Source organism: Marinomonas posidonica, assembly GCF_043643765.1.
GTDB lineage: Bacteria > Pseudomonadota > Gammaproteobacteria > Pseudomonadales > Marinomonadaceae > Marinomonas > Marinomonas posidonica_A.
This window is the reverse complement of the sequence record NZ_JBHZSP010000020.1, coordinates 12,820-34,316: the sequence shown is the minus strand read 5'-3', so window position 1 is coordinate 34,316 and position 21,497 is coordinate 12,820. Positions and strand designations below refer to the sequence as shown.

General features: G+C 45.9%; 16 protein-coding genes and 1 riboswitch. Of the genes, 7 read left to right on the top strand and 9 right to left on the bottom strand.

Annotated elements, in window-relative coordinates:
• The first annotated feature begins 290 nt into the window (after positions 1 to 290).
• A complete protein-coding gene (locus ACHUFM_RS17515) occupies positions 291 to 2,081 on the top strand; it encodes a P-loop NTPase fold protein (RefSeq protein WP_394183870.1) in 1,791 nt (596 codons plus the stop codon).
• A gap of 176 nt (positions 2,082 to 2,257) precedes the next feature.
• Positions 2,258 to 2,563: a helix-turn-helix domain-containing protein gene (locus ACHUFM_RS17510; RefSeq protein WP_394183869.1), complete on the top strand. Its 306-nt coding sequence runs from the start codon at positions 2,258 to 2,260 to the stop codon at positions 2,561 to 2,563.
• Between the two features lie 101 nt (positions 2,564 to 2,664).
• Here ACHUFM_RS17510 and atzF read toward each other — a convergent pair whose 3' ends face one another.
• The 7 genes from atzF to ACHUFM_RS17475 all read right to left on the bottom strand — a co-directional run bounded on the left by atzF (position 2,665) and on the right by ACHUFM_RS17475 (position 12,352).
• On the bottom strand, positions 2,665 to 4,494 hold the full coding sequence (gene atzF, locus ACHUFM_RS17505; protein WP_394183868.1) for an allophanate hydrolase: 1,830 nt from the start codon (positions 4,492 to 4,494) through the stop codon (positions 2,665 to 2,667).
• Positions 4,494 to 8,135 carry an urea carboxylase gene (gene uca / locus ACHUFM_RS17500; RefSeq protein ID WP_394183867.1) on the bottom strand — a complete coding sequence of 1,214 codons (3,642 nt, stop codon included), beginning with the start codon at positions 8,133 to 8,135 and terminating at the stop codon, positions 4,494 to 4,496. The genes atzF and uca overlap by 1 nt, the downstream gene beginning before the upstream one ends.
• Before the next feature lie 76 nt (positions 8,136 to 8,211).
• Positions 8,212 to 8,859, bottom strand: coding sequence for an urea amidolyase associated protein UAAP2 (locus ACHUFM_RS17495; RefSeq protein ID WP_394183865.1), 648 nt, complete (start codon positions 8,857 to 8,859; stop codon positions 8,212 to 8,214).
• A gap of 3 nt (positions 8,860 to 8,862) precedes the next feature.
• Positions 8,863 to 9,579 (bottom strand): urea amidolyase associated protein UAAP1, encoded by a 717-nt coding sequence (locus ACHUFM_RS17490; RefSeq protein WP_394183864.1) that lies wholly within the window; start codon positions 9,577 to 9,579, stop codon positions 8,863 to 8,865.
• Between the two features lie 42 nt (positions 9,580 to 9,621).
• Positions 9,622 to 10,416, bottom strand: coding sequence for an ABC transporter ATP-binding protein (locus ACHUFM_RS17485; RefSeq protein WP_394183863.1), 795 nt, complete (start codon positions 10,414 to 10,416; stop codon positions 9,622 to 9,624).
• Positions 10,413 to 11,231 carry an ABC transporter permease gene (locus ACHUFM_RS17480; protein WP_394183861.1) on the bottom strand — a complete coding sequence of 273 codons (819 nt, stop codon included), beginning with the start codon at positions 11,229 to 11,231 and terminating at the stop codon, positions 10,413 to 10,415. Before ACHUFM_RS17480 ends, ACHUFM_RS17485 begins: the two co-directional genes overlap by 4 nt.
• A 68-nt stretch (positions 11,232 to 11,299) precedes the next feature.
• Entirely contained in the window at positions 11,300 to 12,352 is a 1,053-nt protein-coding gene (locus ACHUFM_RS17475; RefSeq protein ID WP_394183860.1) for a putative urea ABC transporter substrate-binding protein, read from the bottom strand.
• A 62-nt stretch (positions 12,353 to 12,414) separates the two neighbouring features.
• Positions 12,415 to 12,524: riboswitch (guanidine-I (ykkC/yxkD leader) on the bottom strand.
• 379 nt (positions 12,525 to 12,903) lie between these two features.
• Between ACHUFM_RS17475 and smrA the strand changes: the two genes are divergently transcribed.
• The 4 genes from smrA (at position 12,904) to ACHUFM_RS17455 (ending at position 18,484) form a co-directional block, all read left to right on the top strand.
• A complete protein-coding gene (gene smrA / locus ACHUFM_RS17470) occupies positions 12,904 to 13,479 on the top strand; it encodes a DNA endonuclease SmrA (protein WP_113875580.1) in 576 nt (191 codons plus the stop codon).
• A 154-nt stretch (positions 13,480 to 13,633) separates the two neighbouring features.
• A complete protein-coding gene (locus ACHUFM_RS17465) occupies positions 13,634 to 16,555 on the top strand; it encodes an insulinase family protein (protein WP_394183859.1) in 2,922 nt (973 codons plus the stop codon).
• A 44-nt stretch (positions 16,556 to 16,599) separates the two neighbouring features.
• The gene (locus tag ACHUFM_RS17460; RefSeq protein ID WP_394183858.1) at positions 16,600 to 17,706 is read left to right on the top strand and encodes a 1-acyl-sn-glycerol-3-phosphate acyltransferase; all 1,107 of its coding nucleotides are present in this window, start codon (positions 16,600 to 16,602) and stop codon (positions 17,704 to 17,706) included.
• A gap of 19 nt (positions 17,707 to 17,725) precedes the next feature.
• Positions 17,726 to 18,484 (top strand): lysophospholipid acyltransferase family protein, encoded by a 759-nt coding sequence (locus ACHUFM_RS17455; RefSeq protein WP_394183857.1) that lies wholly within the window; start codon positions 17,726 to 17,728, stop codon positions 18,482 to 18,484.
• Positions 18,485 to 18,556: 72 nt separating this feature from the next.
• Here ACHUFM_RS17455 and fabB read toward each other — a convergent pair whose 3' ends face one another.
• Positions 18,557 to 19,771, bottom strand: a complete 1,215-nt coding sequence (fabB, locus tag ACHUFM_RS17450) for a beta-ketoacyl-ACP synthase I (protein ID WP_113875576.1) — start codon at positions 19,769 to 19,771, stop codon at positions 18,557 to 18,559.
• Positions 19,772 to 19,798: 27 nt separating this feature from the next.
• Positions 19,799 to 20,314: a bifunctional 3-hydroxydecanoyl-ACP dehydratase/trans-2-decenoyl-ACP isomerase gene (fabA, locus tag ACHUFM_RS17445; RefSeq protein WP_353666919.1), complete on the bottom strand. Its 516-nt coding sequence runs from the start codon at positions 20,312 to 20,314 to the stop codon at positions 19,799 to 19,801.
• Positions 20,315 to 20,570: 256 nt separating this feature from the next.
• Here fabA and ACHUFM_RS17440 point away from each other — a divergent pair, with 256 nt between their 5' ends.
• The gene (locus tag ACHUFM_RS17440; protein WP_394183856.1) at positions 20,571 to 21,491 is read left to right on the top strand and encodes an alpha/beta hydrolase; all 921 of its coding nucleotides are present in this window, start codon (positions 20,571 to 20,573) and stop codon (positions 21,489 to 21,491) included.
• Positions 21,492 to 21,497: the final 6 nt, after the last annotated feature.

Here is a 21,497-nt window from a genome sequence, read left to right as displayed (position 1 = left end):
CCTGAGTCCGATAGCGTATCGAAATCAGGCCTTGAAAGCCGCTTAGAACAGAGTCCAACTTTATGGGGTCAGTTCATATATCGGGGCTTTTTTGTTTGGTGACTTTGGCTGGTTGTCTGCCAAATCATTACCCTGTATCGACACGATCGTTTGACCTCGGCTCGTAGTGATACTTTTGACACACTTAAGTATTGATATTGGTTAGTCTTTAGAGAATAGTGAATAATGATTTATATTTTAGTGAGTGTGTTTAAGTATTATTGGATGAGTAATGAGGGGAAGGTGTTTATATGGATCTGCAACGAGCCAAAGAACAAGTTATAGAGTATCTGTTCGATGAAAGCTTTCCGCCAATAGTTCTTCTTTCTGGAGAATGGGGCAGCGGTAAAACCCATTTTGTAAAAAACTACTTAATGGATGCTCCTCCTGAAGAATATAGGGTCAGTTACATATCTTTATATGGTATTTCCTCTATTGATGATTTTCGAGATAGAGTACTTTCAAATGCTTATGTCCAATCTGAATATAGAGATAAGGGGCAAGAGTTATATGATGGGTTGAAAAGTTCTTTAAATATTACGGGAATTGTTGCTAAGTTTTTTGGTGATGGTGGTTTAACTTCGGGGATACTTAATGCGTTAGGAAAACCGATAAAACACAGCTTATTATCACGAATAAGTAAATTGATTTTAATTGTAGATGACCTTGAAAGGACTTCGACGGAAAAATTAATTGGAGAGGTTCTAGGTGAGTGCCTAAACTTGGTAGAGGGTAATGATAATTTTCGTGTTGTAGTGGTGGCAAATGAAAAACATATAACGAATAAAGATGTACTTGAAAAAACGTTCCTGAATCGTACTTTTTTAGCTGTAAGCTCGAAAGATATGATGGCTTTTGTTGATAGCGAGTACAAAAGCCTTCTTTGTCCGATAACAAAAGCTATACTTTCTAATTCTATAGACTCTTTATCACTAACAAATTATCGAGTATTACATCGAATATTACACAGGTACAAGCTTCTAAAAAGAAAAATAGATGGTCAGGGAAATAGTGAAATTGATGTGATTCCTTCACTATCAAAGTTGATTGAGCATATCACATTAGTATGTAATGCCCATTTTGTGCATGGGTTTAGCAAAGATGAGCTCTTAAGCCGTAGTCAAAGGAGTGGGTTTAATAACTCTTTGGTGAAAGAAGCTGATAAAGACGTGAGTCAAGAAAGCCGTAAAGAGTTATTTTCTAAAATAATGCAAAGCTCTTTTGGTCAAATTGAAAACTATCTTATCTACTATTGTTTAGATCTATCAACTATTCCAGATGACTTTATTAATTTATTTGGTCTTTCTTTAAAAACTGATCCTGTTGATAAGTTACTCAGTTTTACTTATCAAAATATGAATAATGAAGACTTCTCTCAGTTGGTTCAATATACTAAAGATCAATTTTTGTTTATAGATACGCCTAAATCAATTGTAAAATGGGCTCGCGTTCTAGATACGTTAGTTTATTTTGCACAAAATGAATATATTGCTGAAACTAAAAAGGAATTAATTAGTCATGCACGAATTAAATCAAATGTAGAGGGTTTTTTTAGGCTTGAAGATAGTCTCAACTCTTATGATATAAGCGTAAGGAGCTTCGAAGATGTGGAGGAGCTTTATAATGAAAGAAAAAAATTAGTTGTTAAAAGTAGTAGGGCTAAAGGTTTTTCTATTTTACAAGAAAGGCTTGTTGAGTCGTGGGAAGAGGTAAGCAACGATATATTTAAAGTGTATGATCATAAGCCTTTTTTAGATGCTGTAGATATTAGTGTTTTAGTTAAAGGGATTGTTGATAATTGGACATATAATGGTGTTATTGTATTTGGCCAATTTTTGGCTGCAAGGTATAAGTCTTCAACTATTTATGAATATCTAATAGATGAGTTCGATGCAGTGAAGAGTTTAGAATCGGAATTAGATAAATGCGCCAAGGTGATGTCTGAATCTCTTAAAAAAGGTCGAATTATGGAACTACTGAGATATTTAAGAGAAGCAATTGAATATATAGATAATTCAGAAAAGCAAAAATTAGAGAAATGAGCAAGAGCTTTGTTTACCCTTTCTCTTATGATGAATTTACCTAAAATACTAGATGCTTTATGCAGCGTTTGATTAATTGAAAGCACTCAGAAGGTTAGCGAGAGAATTGCTGGAGTAGAGTGATATCGAATTCATTATCGCCATTGAACATGGTGTATTGATCGAGGTAAAAAAGGATGGATAAATCAATCTTAGATATGGTGCAAGATACCGCTCAGCAGTTGTACGATGCTGGCGTGATGAAAGAGACAACTCTGCGTGAGTTTGATGCTATGTGTTTGCCTCCAGTAAAAGTGTTCACCGCCGAGCAGATTAAAAGTATCCGTATTAAAAATCGAGCGAGTCAGGGCGTCTTTGCAGCTTATTTGAATACTAGCAAGTCCACAGTGCAAAAGTGGGAGCAAGGCGTTAAGAAGCCGAATGGCCCGTCATTAAAACTGTTGAATTTGGTCGCTGATAAAGGTCTGGATGTGCTTGTATAATCTGTTTGAACCATTCAGCTGATAGAACAGAGTGATCATTAAAAAGCCTTCGTTTCATAGATACGAAGGCTTTTTGCTTTCTTGACGCTATCAATCCGGTGTTATTTCAAACTGGCTAAGTAGTTGCGCCAGCCGCCGAAGTGAGTGATGTCAGTGGCGTCTGCGATGGCGTAAGGTTCGCAGATAAAGCCTGACACTGAGCTGCCGTCGGCGAGTTGCACCTTGCCGATGCCTAGCGGAGCGGGAATGCCTGCGACAAAGCTGCCGAAGTGTTCACTTGGTACAGACCAGATTTCCACCTCAATGGCTTGTCCTTGTTCAGTATCCAAGATAAGTCCTGGACGATAAGGTGGGCCGCCTGCTAAAGCGTACATGCGGTAGCTGGCTGCTGTGGTGGTTTGAGTTTTCAGTGTCGCCCCCCGCTCGGTGAGTTGCCAATTAAGCGGTTGGCCTGTTAGGTGCGCGCCGCATACCATCACATCAATCACTTTGGGTTGACCGACTGGCGTATTGTTCGCTGGGGTAGCGGGTAAATCTAGAGCGCCTTTTTTGAGTGGAATAGCACGCTGTACTCGATTGGCAATCGACAACAACATGCGGTCGCTAAAGGTTGGGCCGAATAGGGTAATGCCAAACGGCATGCCTGTTTTGGTCATGGCGCCCGGCACGGCTATCGCAGCAAAATCCAGTAAGTTCATGAAGTTCGTGTAGTAACCCAGTTCGCTGTTGCGCTTAATGGGTTCTTCGAGCATTTCTGCGATGGTGAAATGGGTACCAGCGGTCGGGGTTAAAATACAGTCCACGGTGGCCAGTTGCGCGAGGCAGATTTGTTTCAGGTCATTGATGCGGTATTGAGCTTTAAACAAGGCGGTGGCAGGCGGTTTGCCACCTGGGGCGATGATTTCTCGTACGGCAGGAAAGATGGCCTCTGGGTTATCATCTATTAAAGGCTGAGTTGCAATGTAGCGCTCAGAAACCCAAGGGCCTTCGTAGAGAAGTTGCGCCACTTCATTAAAGGGGGCAAAGTCGATTTCTTTGAACTGAAAACCGGCGTCACTGAGTTTGGCTAAGGTGTCTGAGTAAGCTTGCTCATAGTTTTTGTCGCCATAAAATTTTAACTGCGAAGACGGGATGATACCCACCGTGAGTTCCCCTTGTCGCAAACCGTAATGTCGAGCCTGATTGTCAAACGGGTTAGGGCGACTGTAACCATCGCGTATGTCGTAACCTTCTGCCGCCGCCAAGGCGGTATTGGCGTCGTCTGAGTTGAACGCAAAAATGGTCATACAGTCCAAACTTCGACATGCGGGCAACATGCCCGTGGCAGACAACAAACCTATGCTGGGTTTCACTCCAATCAAATTGTTGAAGCCGGCGGGAATTCGACCTGAACCTGCGGTGTCAGTACCTAGACTAAAACTCACCAAGCCCAGTGCCACGGCGGTGGATGATCCAGCACTGGATCCGCCGCTGACGTAGTCAAAATCAAACGCATTATGACCCGGCCCATAGGGCGAGCGGGTGCCGTTGATGCCCGTGGCGAACTGGTCCAAGTTGGTTTTCCCGACAGGGATAGCGCCCGCGTCAATGAGTTGTTGTACTACTTGAGCGGTGTCGGTTGGTGTGTAGGCAAACTCAGGGCAGGCAGCGGTGGTGGGGATGCCTGCTAGGTCGATGTTGTCTTTTATCGCGAAGGGAATGCCCCACAATGGGTGAGTGTCTAGGTCTTTGTTTTTTAAGTCGTTCAGCCAGGTTGCTTGCTCTGCTTCACTGAGTAAATGAATCCAGATGTTGTATGAATCGAATTGCGCAGCACGACTGCGAATGTCCTTCATCAGGGATTCAGGTGTCAGTTGGCCTGTTTTGTAGGCGTCTCTTAAGGCGTCAAAGCCCATGTCGGTAACGTTTTTAAGTGGTGCGATCATGCTCATTATTCTTCCTCCAATACGACGACGGCTTGGCCAGCGTTGACTCGGCTGCCATTGTTTAATAACACTTCAGATACCACACCGTCGTGTGACGCATGCAGTGGAATTTCCATTTTCATGGACTCTAAAATTACTAACAGCTGGCCGGCTTTGACGGCTTGGCCTTTTTCAACTTGGGTTTGCCAGACACTGCCGGACACTGGGCTGTCGACCACAATGGCGTCTTCTCCCCAAGTGATTTCGCTGGTGGTGCTGGTGGCTTCCTCTTGGTCAAAGTGAAATTGACCGTTGGCGTGCCAGCGAGCCAGTTCCGCTTCAAAGGCTTGATTACGAGAATGCTTAAATTGCTCGATGTCCTCTTGGTGGTTGGCAATAAAAGCTTGGTACTCAGATAAGGAGAAGTGGCTTTCTTCGATGCGAATGGGGCTCTTATTGTCATGCAAAGTGTCATGGGGGAAGTCAGCACGAATCTGTTGTAACTCTTCATGACTGACTTCGTAGAAACGAATCTGGTCGAAGAAGCGTAACAACCAAGGTTTACTAAAGGCGCTGGTTTGACGATAGCGGTTCCACATTTGTAAGGTTCGCCCCACAAATTGGTAGCCACCTGGGCCTTCCATGCCATATACGCAAAGGTAAGAGCCGCCAATACCAACGGAGTTTTCTGCGGTCCAGGTTCGGGCCGGATTGTACTTGGTGGTCACCAATCGATGACGAGGGTCGATGGGCGTCGCCACGGGTGCCCCAAGGTAGACATCGCCTAACCCCATCACCAAATAGCTGGCGTTAAACACAATCTCTTTGACTTGATCTATGCTGTCTAAGCCATTGATACGACGAATGAACTCAAGGTTGCTTGGGCACCAAGGCGCATTGGATCGGACCGATTGAGCGTATTTGTCGATGGCTTCCTGACAGGCTCGATCATCCCATGAAAGAGGAAGGTAAACCGTTCGAGAAGGGACAGTCAGCTCCGTCAATTTTTCCGCCAAGGCTCGCTCTGCGGTTTCTAACAAGGCGAGCAGTTCGGTGTACGAGGTTTGCTGGCTGTCGTAGTGAATTTGCAGAGAGCGAATGCCCGGGGTCAGTTCTTTCATGCCAGCAAATGGGTGTTGTTCTAACCATTGCATCAGTGCGTGAGCGCGAAAGCGCAAACGAATGTCGAGCATCTGTTCACCGTACTCCACCAATAAAAAGTGGTCTCCGGCCGCTCGATACACAATGTCGTCGCCAAACTCTTCGGCGGATAAGCTCTTGAGAATGGGAGATCCAATGTCGCAGCTGGTGACGTCTAGCTTCGGTGCTGTCAGGCTGTCTAAGCTCGCGATCTGTTCTGCTTCTAGTGCCACGGCCTCTTCGAGTGTCACAGGGATAAAGCGTACTTTATCACCCGCTCGGAGTTGCCCTAATTTCCATAAATCCGCAGTGATCACAGTGGCAGGGCAGACAAAACCGCCCAAAGAAGGCCCGTCTGGCCCTAAAATAACAGGCATATCACCAGTAAAATCTATGCTGCCAAAAGCGTAGGCATTGTCGTGAATGTTGGATGGGTGTAATCCTGCTTCGCCACCATTTTCACGGGCCCATGTGGGTTTGGGGCCGATCAATCTAACGCCTGTACGGCTGGAGTTATAATGGATTTCCCAGTCAGTATTGAAGAAGGTTTCTATGTCTTCTTCGGTAAAGAAGTCTGGACTCCCGTGTGGGCCATAAATCACCCGTAACGTATGTTGGTGAGTCAGAGTGGGGATTAAAGCCTCTGGCCGTTGAGGGTTGGGTGGACTTGCGTGTTGATGATGACTGGTGAGCACATCGCCTGTTTGCAGTGCGCGTCCGTTATGACCACCAAATTGACCTAGAGTGAAGGTGGATTTTGAGCCAAGGTAGTCTGGGCAATCAAATCCGCCAGCTACTGCCAAATAGCAGCGAGCACCCGCGTCACGAATACGACCTAAGCTTAGAGTTTGACCGGCTTGTACCTTGATTGGCTGGTGTAATGCCACTGTGTCGCCATCCAGTTTGGCGTCGATTTGCGCGCCAGCCAAGGCAACTTCCGTGGCAAAGCTAAATTGCAGGTTTGGGCCTTGTAAGGTGATTTCCATGGTGGCGGCGGCAATGTCATTGCCTAACAGGCGGTTAGCCAAACGACTGTGAAAACTATCAAATGGGCCTGACGGTGGCACGCCCACATTCCAATGGTGTTGGCGGCCAGGGAAGTCTTGCAAGGTAGTCTGTGTGCCACCACTTAATACATCAATGCGTTTGGGTTGATAGACAAAGTCGTTTAAATAACGAGTACTGACTTGGCCTTGTATTAAGGCATCATCTCGCAGTAAGTGTTGCAGATAATCTAAGTTGGTTTGTGTGCCATATAGGGTACATTGTGACAAGGTGTCTTGTAGCAAAGCAAGGGCGCTGTTACGGTCTTGATGATGCACAATGACTTTGGCCAGCATAGGGTCAAAGTAGGGGGATACTTGAATGCCAGTTTCAATCCAGTGATCAATTCGCACCTTGGTATTAGACTCCGTTGCTGCCTGTTCTGTATCGGCAACAGGGAAGTCGACATAGCTTAATAACCCAGGGCTGGGTTGGAAGTCTTTGTAAGGGTCTTCGGCATAAAGGCGTACTTGAATCGCGTGACCTTTAGGTGTCAGTGAGGTTCGTAATGCGGATAAATCCATCGGCTCTTGTGACGCTAAACGAACCATCCATTCGACGAGATCAATGCCATACACTTCTTCCGTTACACCATGTTCTACTTGTAAGCGAGTATTCACTTCAAGAAAGTAGAATTGTTCGGTATCCATGTCATAAATGAATTCCACTGTGCCAGCGTTGCGATATTTTACCGATGCCAGTAAGGATTCAGCCGTTTGATGAAGTTGTTCACGTACGGCCTGACTCAGGTGGGGTGCAGGGCATTCTTCTACCACTTTTTGGTTTCGACGTTGGCTGGAACAATCTCGCTCGCCCAGTGCCAAGGCTTGTCCTTGTCCATCGGCAAAGACTTGTACTTCAATGTGTCGAGCGCGAGCGATGAATTTTTCTAAGAACACGCCGTCATCAGCAAAGTTGCTCGCACCAAGGCGCTTCACCGAATCAAAGTGATTACTCAGTTCGGTCTCGTTATGACATAGCTGCATGCCAATACCGCCACCACCTGCAGTGCTTTTTAGCATCACTGGGTAGCCGATTTTCTGGGCCGTAATACGGGCGCTGTCTAGGTCTTGTAATAAGTCTGAGCCGGGCAGTAATGGCACCTTGGCTTGTTGGGCGAGTTCTCTGGCGCGGTGCTTTAAGCCAAAGGCCAGCATGTGCTCGTCTGTTGGACCAATAAAGGCCACTCCGCTGTTTTCACAACGACGCACAAAGTCGGCATTTTCACTTAAAAAACCATAACCTGGGTGGATGGCTTGCGCGCCACTTTGTTGTGCGATAGTGAGGATTTTATCCGCGTCCAGATAGGTCTGGTTGGCTGGGCCGTCGCCTAAGGAGTACGCCTCATCCGCTAATTTTACATGACGACTCTTGGCATCGGATTCAGCGTAAACGGCGATGGTTTTAATTTGCATACGCTTGAGAGTACGAATAATGCGTACGGCAATCGCTCCACGATTTGCAATTAAGACAGTGTGAAACATGTTTCAACCTTTTCCGGGTCGTCCCGGTTTAATCAATACGTCAGTGGTCGTCCACTGAGTGGATAGAAAAATGGCCTTAGTGATGTGTGTCCCAAACCAATACTTCGATCGGCGTTGGGTTGTAGCCGTTACATGGGTTGTTCAGTTGAGGGCAATTCGAAATCAACACGATCAAATCCATGTGCGCTTTCATTTCGACGTATTTGCCTGGCGCGGAAATACCATCTTCAAAGGTCAGGCCACCGGCATGGGTGACGGGGACATTCATAAAAAAATTGATGTTGTGGCTGATGTCGCGTTTGTCTAGGTCAAATTCAGGGTGTTCGGCAATCGCTAGCATCCAGCTATCGCGACAGGCGTGCATGCAGCGTTTTTCTAGATCGTAGCGCACGGTATTACTTTCCGTGGCACAAGCGCCACCTAAGGTATCGTGACGGCCACAGGTATCAGCAACAATCTCTAGCATGACTTGGTTTTCATTGGAGCGCAGCTGCGAACCTGCCGTAAGGTAAACATTGCCTTGTTCTCGAATGGTATCGGTGGCGCTGTAGCGCTCCGCTGGATTATGCGCGTTATAGAATAGGGTGTCTGCGGCTTGATTTCCCTCTAAATCTACAAAGCGAAAAGTAGCCCCAGCGGGGATATAATGAATGAAATAGTCACCAGAATCGACGGTGTATTTTTGGTTGGCTTTATGAGCATCTAATTGACTTTCTTTAATCATGATTTAGGCCTCCAGTCCGAAGTGGTATAGGCTATTGTTTGCAAAACCTCGTTGATTTTCTGGTCGTGAATTTTTACAAAGATCGTCATCGGCGACAGGTAAGGCCTTCTCCAATAGCAATGAAACAGGTTTACGTGGGTACTGGTCGGCTTGGCTAAGAGGGTGCGGACAGGTGTGCAAGATAACGAGTGTGTCCATTTCAAAGCGAAGGGTCAGGTGAGCACCGGCCTTGCTGTGTTGTTCAACCAAGGTCATTGAGCCTTCGTCGTCGGTTTCGACTTTACTAAACAGGTTTAGGTTTGCGGTGATGTCCGCTTGAGTTAAGCCGTATTTCGCCATCTCAACCAACATGGCATCGTGGCCATTTTGTTGCCAGTTATTGCGATCATTTTGGTAGTCTCGCTTACCCCATTGGCTTTCAATATGAGAGGCGTGGCTATTGCCACAAACGGTTTCATGCCAGCCCAGTGAGTCTTCAATGATGGACGCGAAAATGCGCCCCATGTCTGAATAAAGGCAATGGCCTTTGGTCAATTTGAAGGTATGTTGTGCTTTTAAGGTATCGGGGGCGTTATAACGTTCCAGTAGATTTTCTGGGTTATAAAAGACCATGCCCACGTTCGCACCGCCTTCGACATCGGTCAGGGTGAGCTGGGTGCCACGGCGCATGCGGAAAGACCAATGGCTTGCGGGGGGAATCACAGTTTGATATTGCTTCATGCTTGTCTCCTTTTTATTTAATGCGTCAGGTGTTGGGACGCGTTAAGTCTGTTTCGGGCTCTGCTTTTGGTGAGTGAGTTGTTGATGCAAGTCGTCATAAGTTTGGGTATCTGATTCACCGACCGGTAAGTCATAGGTGATGGATGCACCATAAGCATTGGGTGCTTGTGGGTCGTGGCGAATTTTGTCGAAGACCCAAAGACGTGTACCGAGGTGAAAGCCTTCTTTTAGATCATGGGTCACCATGAAAATGGTCAGGTTGTGTGCTTTCCAGAGGTCTAGAATTAACTTGTGCATATCGCTTCTAATACCTGGATCTAGGGCACCAAAAGGTTCGTCTAATAATAGAATCCGAGGCTTGCAGATAATGGCTTGAGCAATGGCGAGTCGTTGTTTCATACCGCCAGACAGTTCATGAGGGTAACGTTTTAATGCATGACTCAATCCAACTTGAGTAAGCATTTCGGTGGCTTCTTGTTGAGCAATATGCCTTTCCTTACCAAACAAATACCCTGTTAGAGAGGCTTTCTGAAAACCTTTGGCGGCAATGACATTGTCCAATACGGTCATGTGTGGGAAGACGGAATATTGCTGAAAGACAATGCCACGGTCTGGCCCAGGTTCGTTTGGCATAGACTTGCCATTGAGTAGCAGTTCACCTGAGGTGGCTTGCTCAATGCCCAGAATCATTTTGAGGAAAGTGCTCTTGCCACAACCGGAAGCGCCAACTAATGTGACAAACTCACCTTCGTGTACTTGCGTGTTTACCCCTTCTAGAACAATGTCTTGACCATACTGCTTACCCAGTTGACGGGCTTCAATTAGAGGCTGACTCATGATTTGCCCTCCTGATTCCATGGGTAAAGGCGAGCGTTGAGCGCACTTAATAAGTAATCGATGAGAAAAGCCAATAAGGTGATCCAAGCCACGTAAGGCAAGATAATGTCCATGGACATATAGCGTCTCACTAAGAAGATGCGATATCCCAAACCGTCAGTGGAGGAAATGGCTTCCGCGGCAATCAGGAATAACCAACCCGTGCCGAGAGACAATCGAATCGCATCGATCAATTTCGGCATGACTTGAGGGAGCAGCACTCGAATGAATATTTGCAAGGTGCTGGCCCCGAGAGTTTGTGCTTTTACCAGTTGTTCTGAGGGGATTTCCTGAGTACGGCGCTGAATGTCTCGGGCAATAAAGGGGGCCACGCCAATGGCAATTAGAGTGATTTTAGAGGCTTCTCCCAAGCCAATGATGATGAACAAAATCGGTAAAACTGCCAGTGGTGGGATCAGTGAAATCACGGTTAACAGTGGTGCGAAAGTAGCGTAAATCACAGGTAAGGCACCGGTTAGCAAGCCAACCAATAATCCGAAAATGGCCGCAATGCCAACGCCAGCGAATAAGCGTAATAAGCTGCTGAGGGTGTCTTGCCAAAACACCAGTTCGCCGGTACGACGGCTGGGTTCAAAGGCGAGGCGATAGATGGCGTCGCCCATTTGCTCAAATGAAGGTAATAGCTTGTCATCTGGATTGACCGACAAACGGGCGTCGGAACCCATCATATAGACAATCAAAAGCACAGCAAAAGGCAGTAAACCAAGCAAAATCTGGTTGACTGGAGAGGGAGAGTAATTCACGAGTTTCTTCATAATCAGGCCTTACTGAAAGTGTTTCGATAGCGTGCTTTGTCGATGGACAAAGCACGCTGAAAAAGCGCTTACAGTTTTCCGTCCGCCGCCATTTGCATGTAGGTATTATCGAAACGAAGCTTAATGTTGTTAGGGTTACCATAGGTGCCTGCAGGCATCTCAATCCCCACAACATCCGCACTTGGTGCGCCATCGCCTAATAGGCCGTGCTCGAAGGAAAATTCCGCCACGTGCTTCATGGTGTCAACGAGTTTAGGACTGTTTACCAGTTCTAAAGCCGCATCTGGTGTGTAATACATGTTGGTTTTAGCCAGTTGCGCGTCATATCCAGCTAAGTTTGTTTCAGCCGCTTCTGCCATAAGCGTGCGAATTTCTTTCGCGCTGTCACTGTTCCCTGACATTTTGGACATGACTTCAAACCAGGCGCCTGTTAACGCTTTGCCTAAGGCTGGATTGTCATTCAGTGTTTTAGTGTTGACGATGAGCCCGTCAATGATTTCGCCTGGAATTTGTGATGAGTTAAACACGTCATAGGTGTTTGGCATGGAGAGAATTTCACTGACCAAAGGATTCCATGTGACGGTTGCAGAGACATCGCCGGTTCCAAACACAGAGACCAGATCCGCATCGGACGTATTAACCACTTGGACATCGCGTTCACTTAACCCTATGGTGTCTAATCCACGAGCAAGTAAGTAGTGAGAAACACTGTATTCGACCAGGTTGACGCTTTGACCTTTGATATCCGCTAGGTCGTCCTCTCCGAACAGTATGATGGCGTCATTGCCGTTTGAGTAGTCACCAGCAATTAACACTGTACTGTCTACACCACCGACCGCAGGAATGGTTAACGCATCCATTTGCGCCATGGTACAAGCATCGAATTGTCCGGCCGTGTACTGGTTCATGGATTCAACATAGTCATTGATTTGCACGATATCGATGTTGATGTCGTACTTTTCAGCCCATTTATCGACAATGCCGGATTGTTCGGCGTAAGCCCAAGGCATCCAACCTGCGTAGATTGACCAGCAGACTTTAAAGTCTTCTTTGGCAAAGGTTTGAGATGAGGCGAGTAGAGCAAACAGTAGAGCGGGTACTTTATTCTTTGGGAAGTTCATAGGGAGTTACCTTTTCAGTTTGTTAGTTACACATGGAGTACCCTTGGCAAAATCGCCATGTGGTCTCCCGGGCTTTTATCCCGCCGTGTAACCTTGAAACATCAAGGTCGAAAGCTCTCGGACCAGTCATATCAAGTTGTATCTTGATATCGGAACCCTAGCTCTCTATTTATCAAATTGTCATGTTCGACTTTCCAAGGGTACGAACACTTATTACTCAAGCACTATTCATGCCAAGTAAAAACGCGTTGTTTAGTGTCTTTTGGGGCGACTTTGGACTGGTATTGGTGCAATTTTGTGCAGACGGTCTTTTTTTAGTGCGAATCAACGGGTGTTTGTCGTGATTATCAATATTAGTTGTCGAATGTATATCCTGTTATAATGATTCCCATATGAAAGTGTGTCTTGTAACTTGTCGATAAGGGCAAGTGAAACAGTGACTTTCACTGAGGTGAAAGCAGGGATAAACGGAATGTGTTGGCTCCTATGGGAGCCTTTTGTTTATTCGGCTGTCTGATAAGGCATTATGGTGAGTTTTGAGGTGAGTCGTTATGACCGAGGATGAAGCGTTCTCTTTATTTGCCGAGGAAGTGAAAGGCATTCGCCCGCTGAAAAAAACCGAAGTGTACTTGGGAAAAAAGCAGGGTGAAGCGGATTTTGTTGCTCGTCAAAAAGCGGCGTTAGAAGCCAAACAAGAAGACAGAAATTACTTGTCGAAAGATTATGTTGAGCGTGTTGATCCAAATGACATGCTGGAATTTAAGCGTTCTGGTGTACAAGATGGGGTTTTTAAGCGTTTACGCCAGGGCAAATATGGCGTGGAATCACGTTTGGATTTACACCGTCGTACCGTGGAAGAAGCACGTCGAGAAGTATTTCAGTTTACTCAAGATTGTATGAACCACGATATTCGAGTGGGCATCATAGTGCATGGTAAAGGTGATCGTACACCAGAAAATCAAGCCACATTAAAGAGTTACATCAATAAGTGGTTACGTGACATTGATGAGGTGATGGCATTCCACAGCGCTCAACGTTATCACGGTGGTTTAGGCGCGGTTTATGTGCTGTTTAAGAAGAGTGAAAAAGCCCGCCTAGAAAACTGGGAGCGGCATCAAAAACGCTAAGTTTTAGCATTCTCTACTGAATGCTTGCGTGTTATTTGGTGCAGGAAATGTGGGGATTTTGCTATAATCTCGCCACTTTAATTGGCTGGTGGTTAAGCTGGCCATAAGAACCATTTTATTGAGTCATCGTATTCTAATTCTATCGAGGTAGAGAATGACAGATCGCATCGCGCACCATCCTGCGTTTAAATTTATTCGCAGTGAGTTTATTGACGCTCTGAACGCCAGTGTTCAGGAGTTCGAGCATACCGTCACCGGCGCAAAGCATTTTCACATCGCATCGGAAAATGATGAAAACGTTTTCTTAGTTGGACTAAAAACTGTACCAACTGATTCTTGTGGTGTGGCGCATATTTTGGAACATACCGTTTTGTGTGGTTCTGAGCGTTTTCCTGTGCGTGATCCTTTCTTTATGATGATTCGTCGTTCATTGAATACTTTCATGAATGCCTTTACCTCTTCTGATTGGACTGCGTATCCCTTTGCCAGTAAGAACAAGAAAGATTTTCATAACTTATTGGACGTGTATTTAGATGCCGTGTTCTTTTCTCGGCTGGATGAGTTGGACTTCTCTCAGGAAGGTCACCGTTTAGAGTTTGCTGAACCTGATAACGCCGAGTCTGATCTGACGTTTAAAGGTGTGGTTTTTAATGAAATGAAAGGGGCAATGAGTTCAACCACCTCTGTGTTGTGGCAAACTCTGACAAAGTATTTGTTCCCAAGTAACACTTACCATTTCAACTCTGGTGGCGAACCGACGGATATTCCTGATCTTTCTTACGACGATTTGTTGGCTTTCTATCGTACTCATTATCATCCTTCTAATGCGGTTTTCATGACCTTTGGTGATATTCCGGCTGAGACCTTGCAAGCCGAATTCGAGAAGAAAGTATTGAGCCGTTTTGAGCGTCTTGATACCCAAGTCAGTGTGCCGAATGCGAAACGTTATTTCTCGCCAGTTCGCGTAGAAGAATGTTATGCCGCTGACGAAGTGAAAGAAGACGGTAGCCACGTGGTTGTCGGCTGGTTGCTGGGTGAGAGTACGGATTTAACGCAGCAGTTTGAAGCGCAATTATTGTCCAGTGTGTTGTTGGATAACAGTGCTTCGCCATTGCGTCGAGTATTGGAAAACTCTGATCTTGGACGCGCGCCGTCGCCTTTGTGTGGACTGGAAGACAGCAATAAAGAAATGAGCTTTATGTGTGGTCTTGAAGGGGTGAAGCGAGAAGACTCCAGTAAGGTCGAAGCGTTAATCCTCTCTAGTTTGGAAGAGATTGCGGAACAAGGCGTACAACAGGATATGGTTGACGCCATGTTGCACCAGTTGGAATTAAGCCAACGTGAAATTGGTGGTGGCAGTTACCCTTATGGTTTGCAATTGATCCTCGCAGGACTGTCGACGGCAGTGCATTCCGGTGATGTCATTGCGCAATTGGACTTGGATCCAGTGATCGCTGAGATGCGTGAGAAAGTACAGGCGCCGAATTACATTCCAGATCTTATTAACAGCTTGCTGTTGTCGAATGCTCACCGAGTAACGCTGACATTAAGTCCAGACGATGCATTGGAAACACGTCGTAATCAGGCGGAAAAAGACCGTTTGAGTCGCATCAAGGCGTCTTTAAGCGACGAACAAAAACAGCAAATTATTGAACGCAGTGAAGCGTTGAAAGAGCGTCAGGCGCAAGTCGATGATATGAGCATCTTGCCAAAAGTCGGCTTAGAAGATGTGCCAGCACGCTTGCCTGAATACGATCGAGAGCAGGTAACAGGTCGTTTGCCTATTACCTTTTACCCTCAGGGAACAAATGGTCTGGTGTATCAACAATTGGTGGTTGAGTTACCAGAGCTAGACGAGGAAGAGACGGGCTACTTGCCACTGTTCTCCTCGGTGATGACAGAGCTTGGAGTAGGTGATCAAGATTACCTTGCGATACAAGAAAAGCAGGCACAAGTGTGTGGCGGTCTGGGTGCATCGAATTCGATTAGAGCGACCATTAATGATCGTCAAACGGTAACAGGTTACTTCATTCTTTCTTCTAAAGCCTTGGTTCCGAATGTCAAAGCCATGAGCGAGTTGTTGCGTGACACCATGTTGCATGTGCGTTTCGACGAAGAAAACCGTGTTAAAGAGTTGGTGGCGCAACGCCGTGCACGTCGTGAACAGTCTGTCACTGGACAAGGTCATTCCTTGGCGATGGCGGCCGCGGCCAGCGCTATTTCTGGTTTGGCTGCACAGCAAGAAGCATGGGGTGGCATGTCGGGTATTCGTTCCGCCATCGAATTAGACGATGCGATGAAAGCAGACAAGGCGGCAGTACAACAGGTTTTGGCTGTCTTTAAGCGTATCCATAGTAAGTTGTTGCGCGCTAAGAAACAGATGTTGTTAGTGGCTGAAGCACAACATGAAGCGAGCATCATGACGCAAGTAAATGAGGTGTTCGCGGACTTGCCAACTGGAGATAAGGACACGCACTTCACCTTACCTGCTCAGCAAGGTCAATTGAAATTGGCTTGGTTGACGTCAACGCAAGTTAGCTTCTGTAGTAAAGCCTACCGAACTGCGTTTGGTGATCATCCTGATGTGGCGGCATTGACGGTATTGGGTGGTTTCTTGAGAAACGGCTTTTTACATCGTGCGATTCGAGAGCAAGGTGGTGCCTATGGTGGTGGTGCAACCTTTGACGGTGGCACGGGGTCATTCCGTTTCTACTCCTACCGTGATCCAAGATTGACAGAAACATTGGCTGACTTTGATGCGTCTATTGAGTGGTTATTGAATGACACTCACAGTGATGAAGCATTAGAAGAAGCCATTTTAGGTGTGATTGGTTCTATGGATAAACCAAGTTCACCTGCTGGTGAAGCGCAGAGCGATTTCTATGTCCAGTTACATGGCCGTAGCCTTGCTTATCGAGAAGCGTTTCGAGCGAAAATTTTGTCTGTGACGATTGAGCAATTGCAACAGGTCGCGAAGACATACCTAACGAAAGAGAATGAAAACATTGCCGTGGTTACCTCTGTCACTAAGCGTGATGAGTTGGAAGCGCTTGGTTTTGATATTCAGTCTCTGTAAATATAATACGAAAAACAGCTTAGTTTTTACTAACGGAAAAATAAATGGATCAGTTTCACGATATACGCCCCTACAACGACGATGAAGTCGCCGAGGTGCTGCAAAACCTGGTCACCACACCAGACTTTATTAATACGATTATTGGTTTTCGTTTTGCTAAATGGCCGAAATGGACACGCGGCGCCTTGGCGTTAGTGGTGAAGTTGGCGTTGAAGCGTCAAGTTGCCAAAATCTCCAATGTTCACGAATTCCAAATGCTCGTAGCGGATTATATGGAGCGTATGATCAAAACCACGACCACTAACGTGGAATATCGAGGCATTGAGAAATTGCAAAAAGGGGTAGGGTATTTGTTTCTGTCAAACCACAGAGACATTGCCATGGACCCTGCATTTGTCAATTATGGCTTGTATTTGGCGGGATTGGATACGGTTCGTATCGCCATTGGTGATAACTTATTGCGTCGTCCTTTTGTGTCCGACCTGATGCGTCTGAATAAGAGTTTCATTGTTAAGCGTTCTGCTAACGGCATTCGCGAAATGATGGCGGCGTTTGGTCAGTTGTCGGCTTATATCACTGAATCTTTGACCAAAGATCAGTGTAATATTTGGATTGCGCAAAAAGAAGGCCGTGCAAAAGACGGCTTGGATCAAACGGATCCGGCCATCATTAAAATGTTTTTTATGAGTCAGAAGAAAGAGAAGAAGTCTTTTGCTGAAGCGATGGCAAACTTAAAAGTTGTGCCAGTTTCCATCTCTTATGAATACGATCCTTGTGCCTTTGATAAAGCCAATGAATTGCATCAAAAGTCTTCGACTGGCAGCTACGAAAAAGCCGAATTTGAAGACATTGATAGCATTAAAAATGGCATTGTTGGGCAAAAAGGCAAAGTGGTAGTGACCTTTGGTGATGTAATCAAAGATGGCTTTGAAACACCGGAAGAGTTTGTTGAGGAAGTCGATCGTCAGATCATCACGAACTATGCTATTCAATCTACGAATGAAGCGGCGTTAGCTATGCAGATTGGACAAACGTCGCCGGATGCCGCGTTCTCACGTTACCTAGAAGAGTGTCCGCAAGATTTGCGTGATACGGTGTTGGCAATGTATGCCAACCCTTTGAAGCAGCAGCAAAAATATTTAGCAAAATAAAACGAGGAGTAAGGTTTTAATGAGTCTTTGGGAGTCACTTCGATCGTGGATTGGATCAGCCGTATTCTTTGTTTATTACATGTTGTCGACCTTGTTGTTTGGCGCTCTAGCGCCTTTAGCAACCGTATTGTTACCGAAAGGGCTTCGTCAGCCGGTACTTAACCTTCATAACAAAGGTTTATTATTCGTCTTTCGAGTGTTTTGTGGTGTAAAAATTGAGTTTGTTGGCCTGGAAAACATTGATCGACAGCGCGCGTTTGTGCTGGTGGCAAACCACCAAAGTGAATGGGAAACCTATATGTTACAGGTGTTGATGGCGCCTGTGTCAACGGTGCTAAAAAAAGAGCTTCTGTCTGTGCCTTTCTTTGGTTGGGGGTTGCGTATGGTGCAGCCGATCGCCATTGATCGTTCACAACGAACCAATGCCCTAAAGCAGATCATCAGTCAGGGAAAAGAGCGAATTGAAGATGGTCGTTCTGTTTTGATTTTCCCTGAAGGTACGCGCATTGCGCCCAACCAAGAGCAAGCTTTTAATAAAGGGGCGGCGATGTTGGCGACCTCAACCAAAGCGCCGATTCTGCCCGTTGTGCATAACGCCGGCTACACTTGGCCGGGTAAACGCTGGCGTAAGTTTCCAGGTGCTATTCGAGTAGTGGTGGGGCCGGTGATTGAGTCTGATGGTAAGAAAACGTCAGAACTACATGACGAAATGGATGCTTGGATGCGTGCCGAAATGGCAAAACTACCGAAAGGAAATCAGTATATTTTCAACGATTGATTTGATCGTTAAAGTAACGTGTAGACAATAAAAAAGCCGCATTAGCGGCTTTTTTATTGAGCGTTTGGCTGATTAGCCTTGGTATTTTTTGAATACCAAGCTGGCGTTGGTGCCGCCGAAGCCAAAGCTGTTTGACATGATAGTGTTTAGATTCGCATTGTCTTTGCGAGTGGTCACAACAGGAATGTTACCTGCCGCTTCATCTAGTTCTTCTACGTTTGCTGACGCTGTGATGAAGTCGTTTTCCATCATAAGCAGGCAGTAAATCGCCTCGTGTACGCCAGCCGCACCTAGTGAGTGACCAGACAGTGACTTAGTAGAACTGATTAGTGGAATGTCGTCGCCGAATGTTTCGTTGACAGCTTGCAGTTCTTTCATGTCACCAGCAGGTGTACTTGTGCCGTGAGTGTTGATGTAGTCGATTTTCTCTTCTACTGTACTCATCGCCATTTGCATACAACGTACTGCACCTTCACCAGATGGCGCGACCATGTCGTAGCCATCAGATGTTGCACCGTAACCGACTAATTCTGCGTAGATTTTTGCTCCACGAGCTTTAGCGTGTTCTAGTTCTTCGATCACCAGCATACCGCCGCCACCTGCGATAACAAAACCATCACGGTTTGCATCGTAAGCACGAGACGCTTTTTCTGGTGTTTCGTTGTACTTAGAAGACAAGGCGCCCATCGCATCAAACATACAAGTTTGTGTCCAGCTTTCTTCTTCACCACCACCGGCAAAAACGATGTCCTGTTTGCCTAGTTGGATCAATTCCATGGCGTTACCGATACAGTGTGCACTGGTTGAACAAGCCGATGTGATGGAGTAGTTAACGCCTTTGATTTTGAAAGGTGTTGCCAAACAAGCGGATACAGTACTGCCCATCGTTTGTGTAACACGGTAAGGGCCAACACGTTTTACGCCTTTTTCGCGTAGTGTGTCTGCAGCATCTACTAGGTTTTGTGCTGATGCACCACCTGAACCGGCAACGAGGCCAGTACGGATGTTAGACACTTGGTCTTCTGTTAAGCCAGCATCTGTGATGGCTTGTTGCATGGAAACGTAAGCGTAAGTTGCCGCGTCGCCCATGAAGCGACGAACTTTACGATCAATGCTGTTTGCATCAAGATCGATGCGACCACAAACATGGCTACGGAAGCCGTGTTCTTTGTAATCTTCAGCGAAGCGAATACCAGACTGGCCCTCGCGCAACGAGTTTAAAACGCTGTCTTTGTCATTGCCAAGGCAGCTGACAATGCCTAGACCTGTTACTACTACACGACGCATAAATGTGCCTCTTTCATTCTGAATCTTTTAGAAATCTTCTGTTGACGTAAATAGACCAACACGCAAATCTTTTGCTGTGTATATTTCACGGCCATCTACTTTTACACTTCCGTCTGCGATGCCCATCACCAACTTGCGTTCAATAACGCGTTTTAAGTTGATGTGGAAAGTCACTTTTTTCGCAGTTGGTAGGATTTGCCCTGTGAATTTTACTTCACCTGAGCCAAGTGCGCGTCCACGACCTTTGTTGCCTTTCCAGCCAAGGAAAAAGCCAACAAGTTGCCACATGGCGTCTAAGCCTAGGCAGCCGGGCATAACCGGATCACCAGGGAAGTGGCATTCGAAAAACCAAAGGTCTGGGTGGATATCTAGCTCGGCAATGATTTCGCCTTTGCCATGTTCACCGCCCTCAGCAGAGATGTGAGTGATGCGATCCATCATTAGCATGTTGCCAACAGGAAGTTGGGCATTACCTGCACCAAACATTTCACCGTGGCCGCATTTTAATAGTTCGTCTTTTTCAAAAGATGAAGCTGTAGTCATTATAGTCCTATATCCACATCCAGCCGCAGACTAGAAATAGCTCGGTGGGTTATGTGGTCCAGTTTGCAGTATAAAATCTAGCTGATTATATCGGTTTGAGGCGGCAATATGAATGTTTGTGAGGAAAAAAACCGTCAATAGATCGAAAAACACTCAGTAGTAAAGAGTTTTTTAACGGAAATGGTGTTGAGGATCTTTTCGTTGCGCTATTTCTGGTAGTATTTGTGTTTTCTTTGTACGGATATTTGAGTTTTATATGAACCGAGATGACACGTTAACTTTATCAACCTGGCAACATGAATTGCCTGATGGTCATCTACAGGGCTACTCTCGATATGAAGATAGGAATCAGTCAACGATTCATTTTTTACATGGTAATGGGTTTGCTGTGCAGACTTATGCGCGTTTTTTGTCTCAATTAGAAGGCTACAACTTAATTTTGCAAGATGCGGCAGGTCATGGTGGGTCTTCTGTCACGAAAGGTTTTGTTGGTTGGAATGAGACAGCGGCTCGTTTTTCGCAATCCCTGTTGCAGCGTCGAGAGTTAGAGCCGAGTTCAGAGATGATTGGTATGGGTCACAGTTTTGGCGGTTGCATGACAGCGTTGATTAACCAGTTAGATGAGCCCATATTCAGTCGCATGATTTTGTTGGATCCGGCGCTGTTTCCTCCGCGTCTTATTTGGATGATGCGTGGCGTGAAATTAGCGGGCCTAACGCGCCATATTCCATTGGCGAAACAAGCCAAACGACGTCGTACACAATGGGAGAGTTATGCTCAAGTTCATAAAAGTTTTTATGAACGCGGCACCTTTAAAGGCTGGGAAGCTGAGTGTTTAGAGGACTATATTGGCTCTTCTTTGTTGCAGGATGAAAAAGGTCATTATCAATTAAAGTGCCCAACGTGGATGGAGGCGGCGATTTTTTCAAGCTATCCAAAAGGTTTGTGGAAAAAAATCGCGCAAATTTCGGTGCCAACCTACATAGTGTTGGGCAAAGATACCTTTGATTATTTTAAAGAGGCTTATCGCCTGTGTGCCAAATTGAATGCCAATATACATTTGATTGAAGTGGAGGGCGGACACTGCTTTATGCAGCAAAATTCGTCATTGGCCGCGCAGGTTGTTATGGACTTATTGCGGGTTGATGGACAGATGATATCAGACTCAGTCGCTTAACCTTAG

Excerpts from the sequence above, each read along its gene's own strand:
- atzF (WP_394183868.1), bottom strand. The coding sequence starts at position 4,494 with ATGAGCATGATCGCACCACTTAAAAACGTTACCGACATGGGCTTTGAC.
- ACHUFM_RS17465 (WP_394183859.1), top strand. The coding sequence starts at position 13,634 with ATGACAGATCGCATCGCGCACCATCCTGCGTTTAAATTTATTCGCAGT.
- fabB (WP_113875576.1), bottom strand. The coding sequence starts at position 19,771 with ATGCGTCGTGTAGTAGTAACAGGTCTAGGCATTGTCAGCTGCCTTGGC.
- ACHUFM_RS17510 (WP_394183869.1), top strand. The coding sequence starts at position 2,258 with ATGGATAAATCAATCTTAGATATGGTGCAAGATACCGCTCAGCAGTTG.
- ACHUFM_RS17480 (WP_394183861.1), bottom strand. The coding sequence starts at position 11,231 with ATGAAGAAACTCGTGAATTACTCTCCCTCTCCAGTCAACCAGATTTTG.
- ACHUFM_RS17490 (WP_394183864.1), bottom strand. The coding sequence starts at position 9,579 with ATGAAGCAATATCAAACTGTGATTCCCCCCGCAAGCCATTGGTCTTTC.
- ACHUFM_RS17475 (WP_394183860.1), bottom strand. The coding sequence starts at position 12,352 with ATGAACTTCCCAAAGAATAAAGTACCCGCTCTACTGTTTGCTCTACTC.
- fabA (WP_353666919.1), bottom strand. The coding sequence starts at position 20,314 with ATGACTACAGCTTCATCTTTTGAAAAAGACGAACTATTAAAATGCGGC.
- smrA (WP_113875580.1), top strand. The coding sequence starts at position 12,904 with ATGACCGAGGATGAAGCGTTCTCTTTATTTGCCGAGGAAGTGAAAGGC.
- ACHUFM_RS17485 (WP_394183863.1), bottom strand. The coding sequence starts at position 10,416 with ATGAGTCAGCCTCTAATTGAAGCCCGTCAACTGGGTAAGCAGTATGGT.
- ACHUFM_RS17460 (WP_394183858.1), top strand. The coding sequence starts at position 16,600 with ATGGATCAGTTTCACGATATACGCCCCTACAACGACGATGAAGTCGCC.
- ACHUFM_RS17495 (WP_394183865.1), bottom strand. The coding sequence starts at position 8,859 with ATGATTAAAGAAAGTCAATTAGATGCTCATAAAGCCAACCAAAAATAC.
- ACHUFM_RS17455 (WP_394183857.1), top strand. The coding sequence starts at position 17,726 with ATGAGTCTTTGGGAGTCACTTCGATCGTGGATTGGATCAGCCGTATTC.
- ACHUFM_RS17515 (WP_394183870.1), top strand. The coding sequence starts at position 291 with ATGGATCTGCAACGAGCCAAAGAACAAGTTATAGAGTATCTGTTCGAT.
- uca (WP_394183867.1), bottom strand. The coding sequence starts at position 8,135 with ATGTTTCACACTGTCTTAATTGCAAATCGTGGAGCGATTGCCGTACGC.
- ACHUFM_RS17440 (WP_394183856.1), top strand. The coding sequence starts at position 20,571 with ATGAACCGAGATGACACGTTAACTTTATCAACCTGGCAACATGAATTG.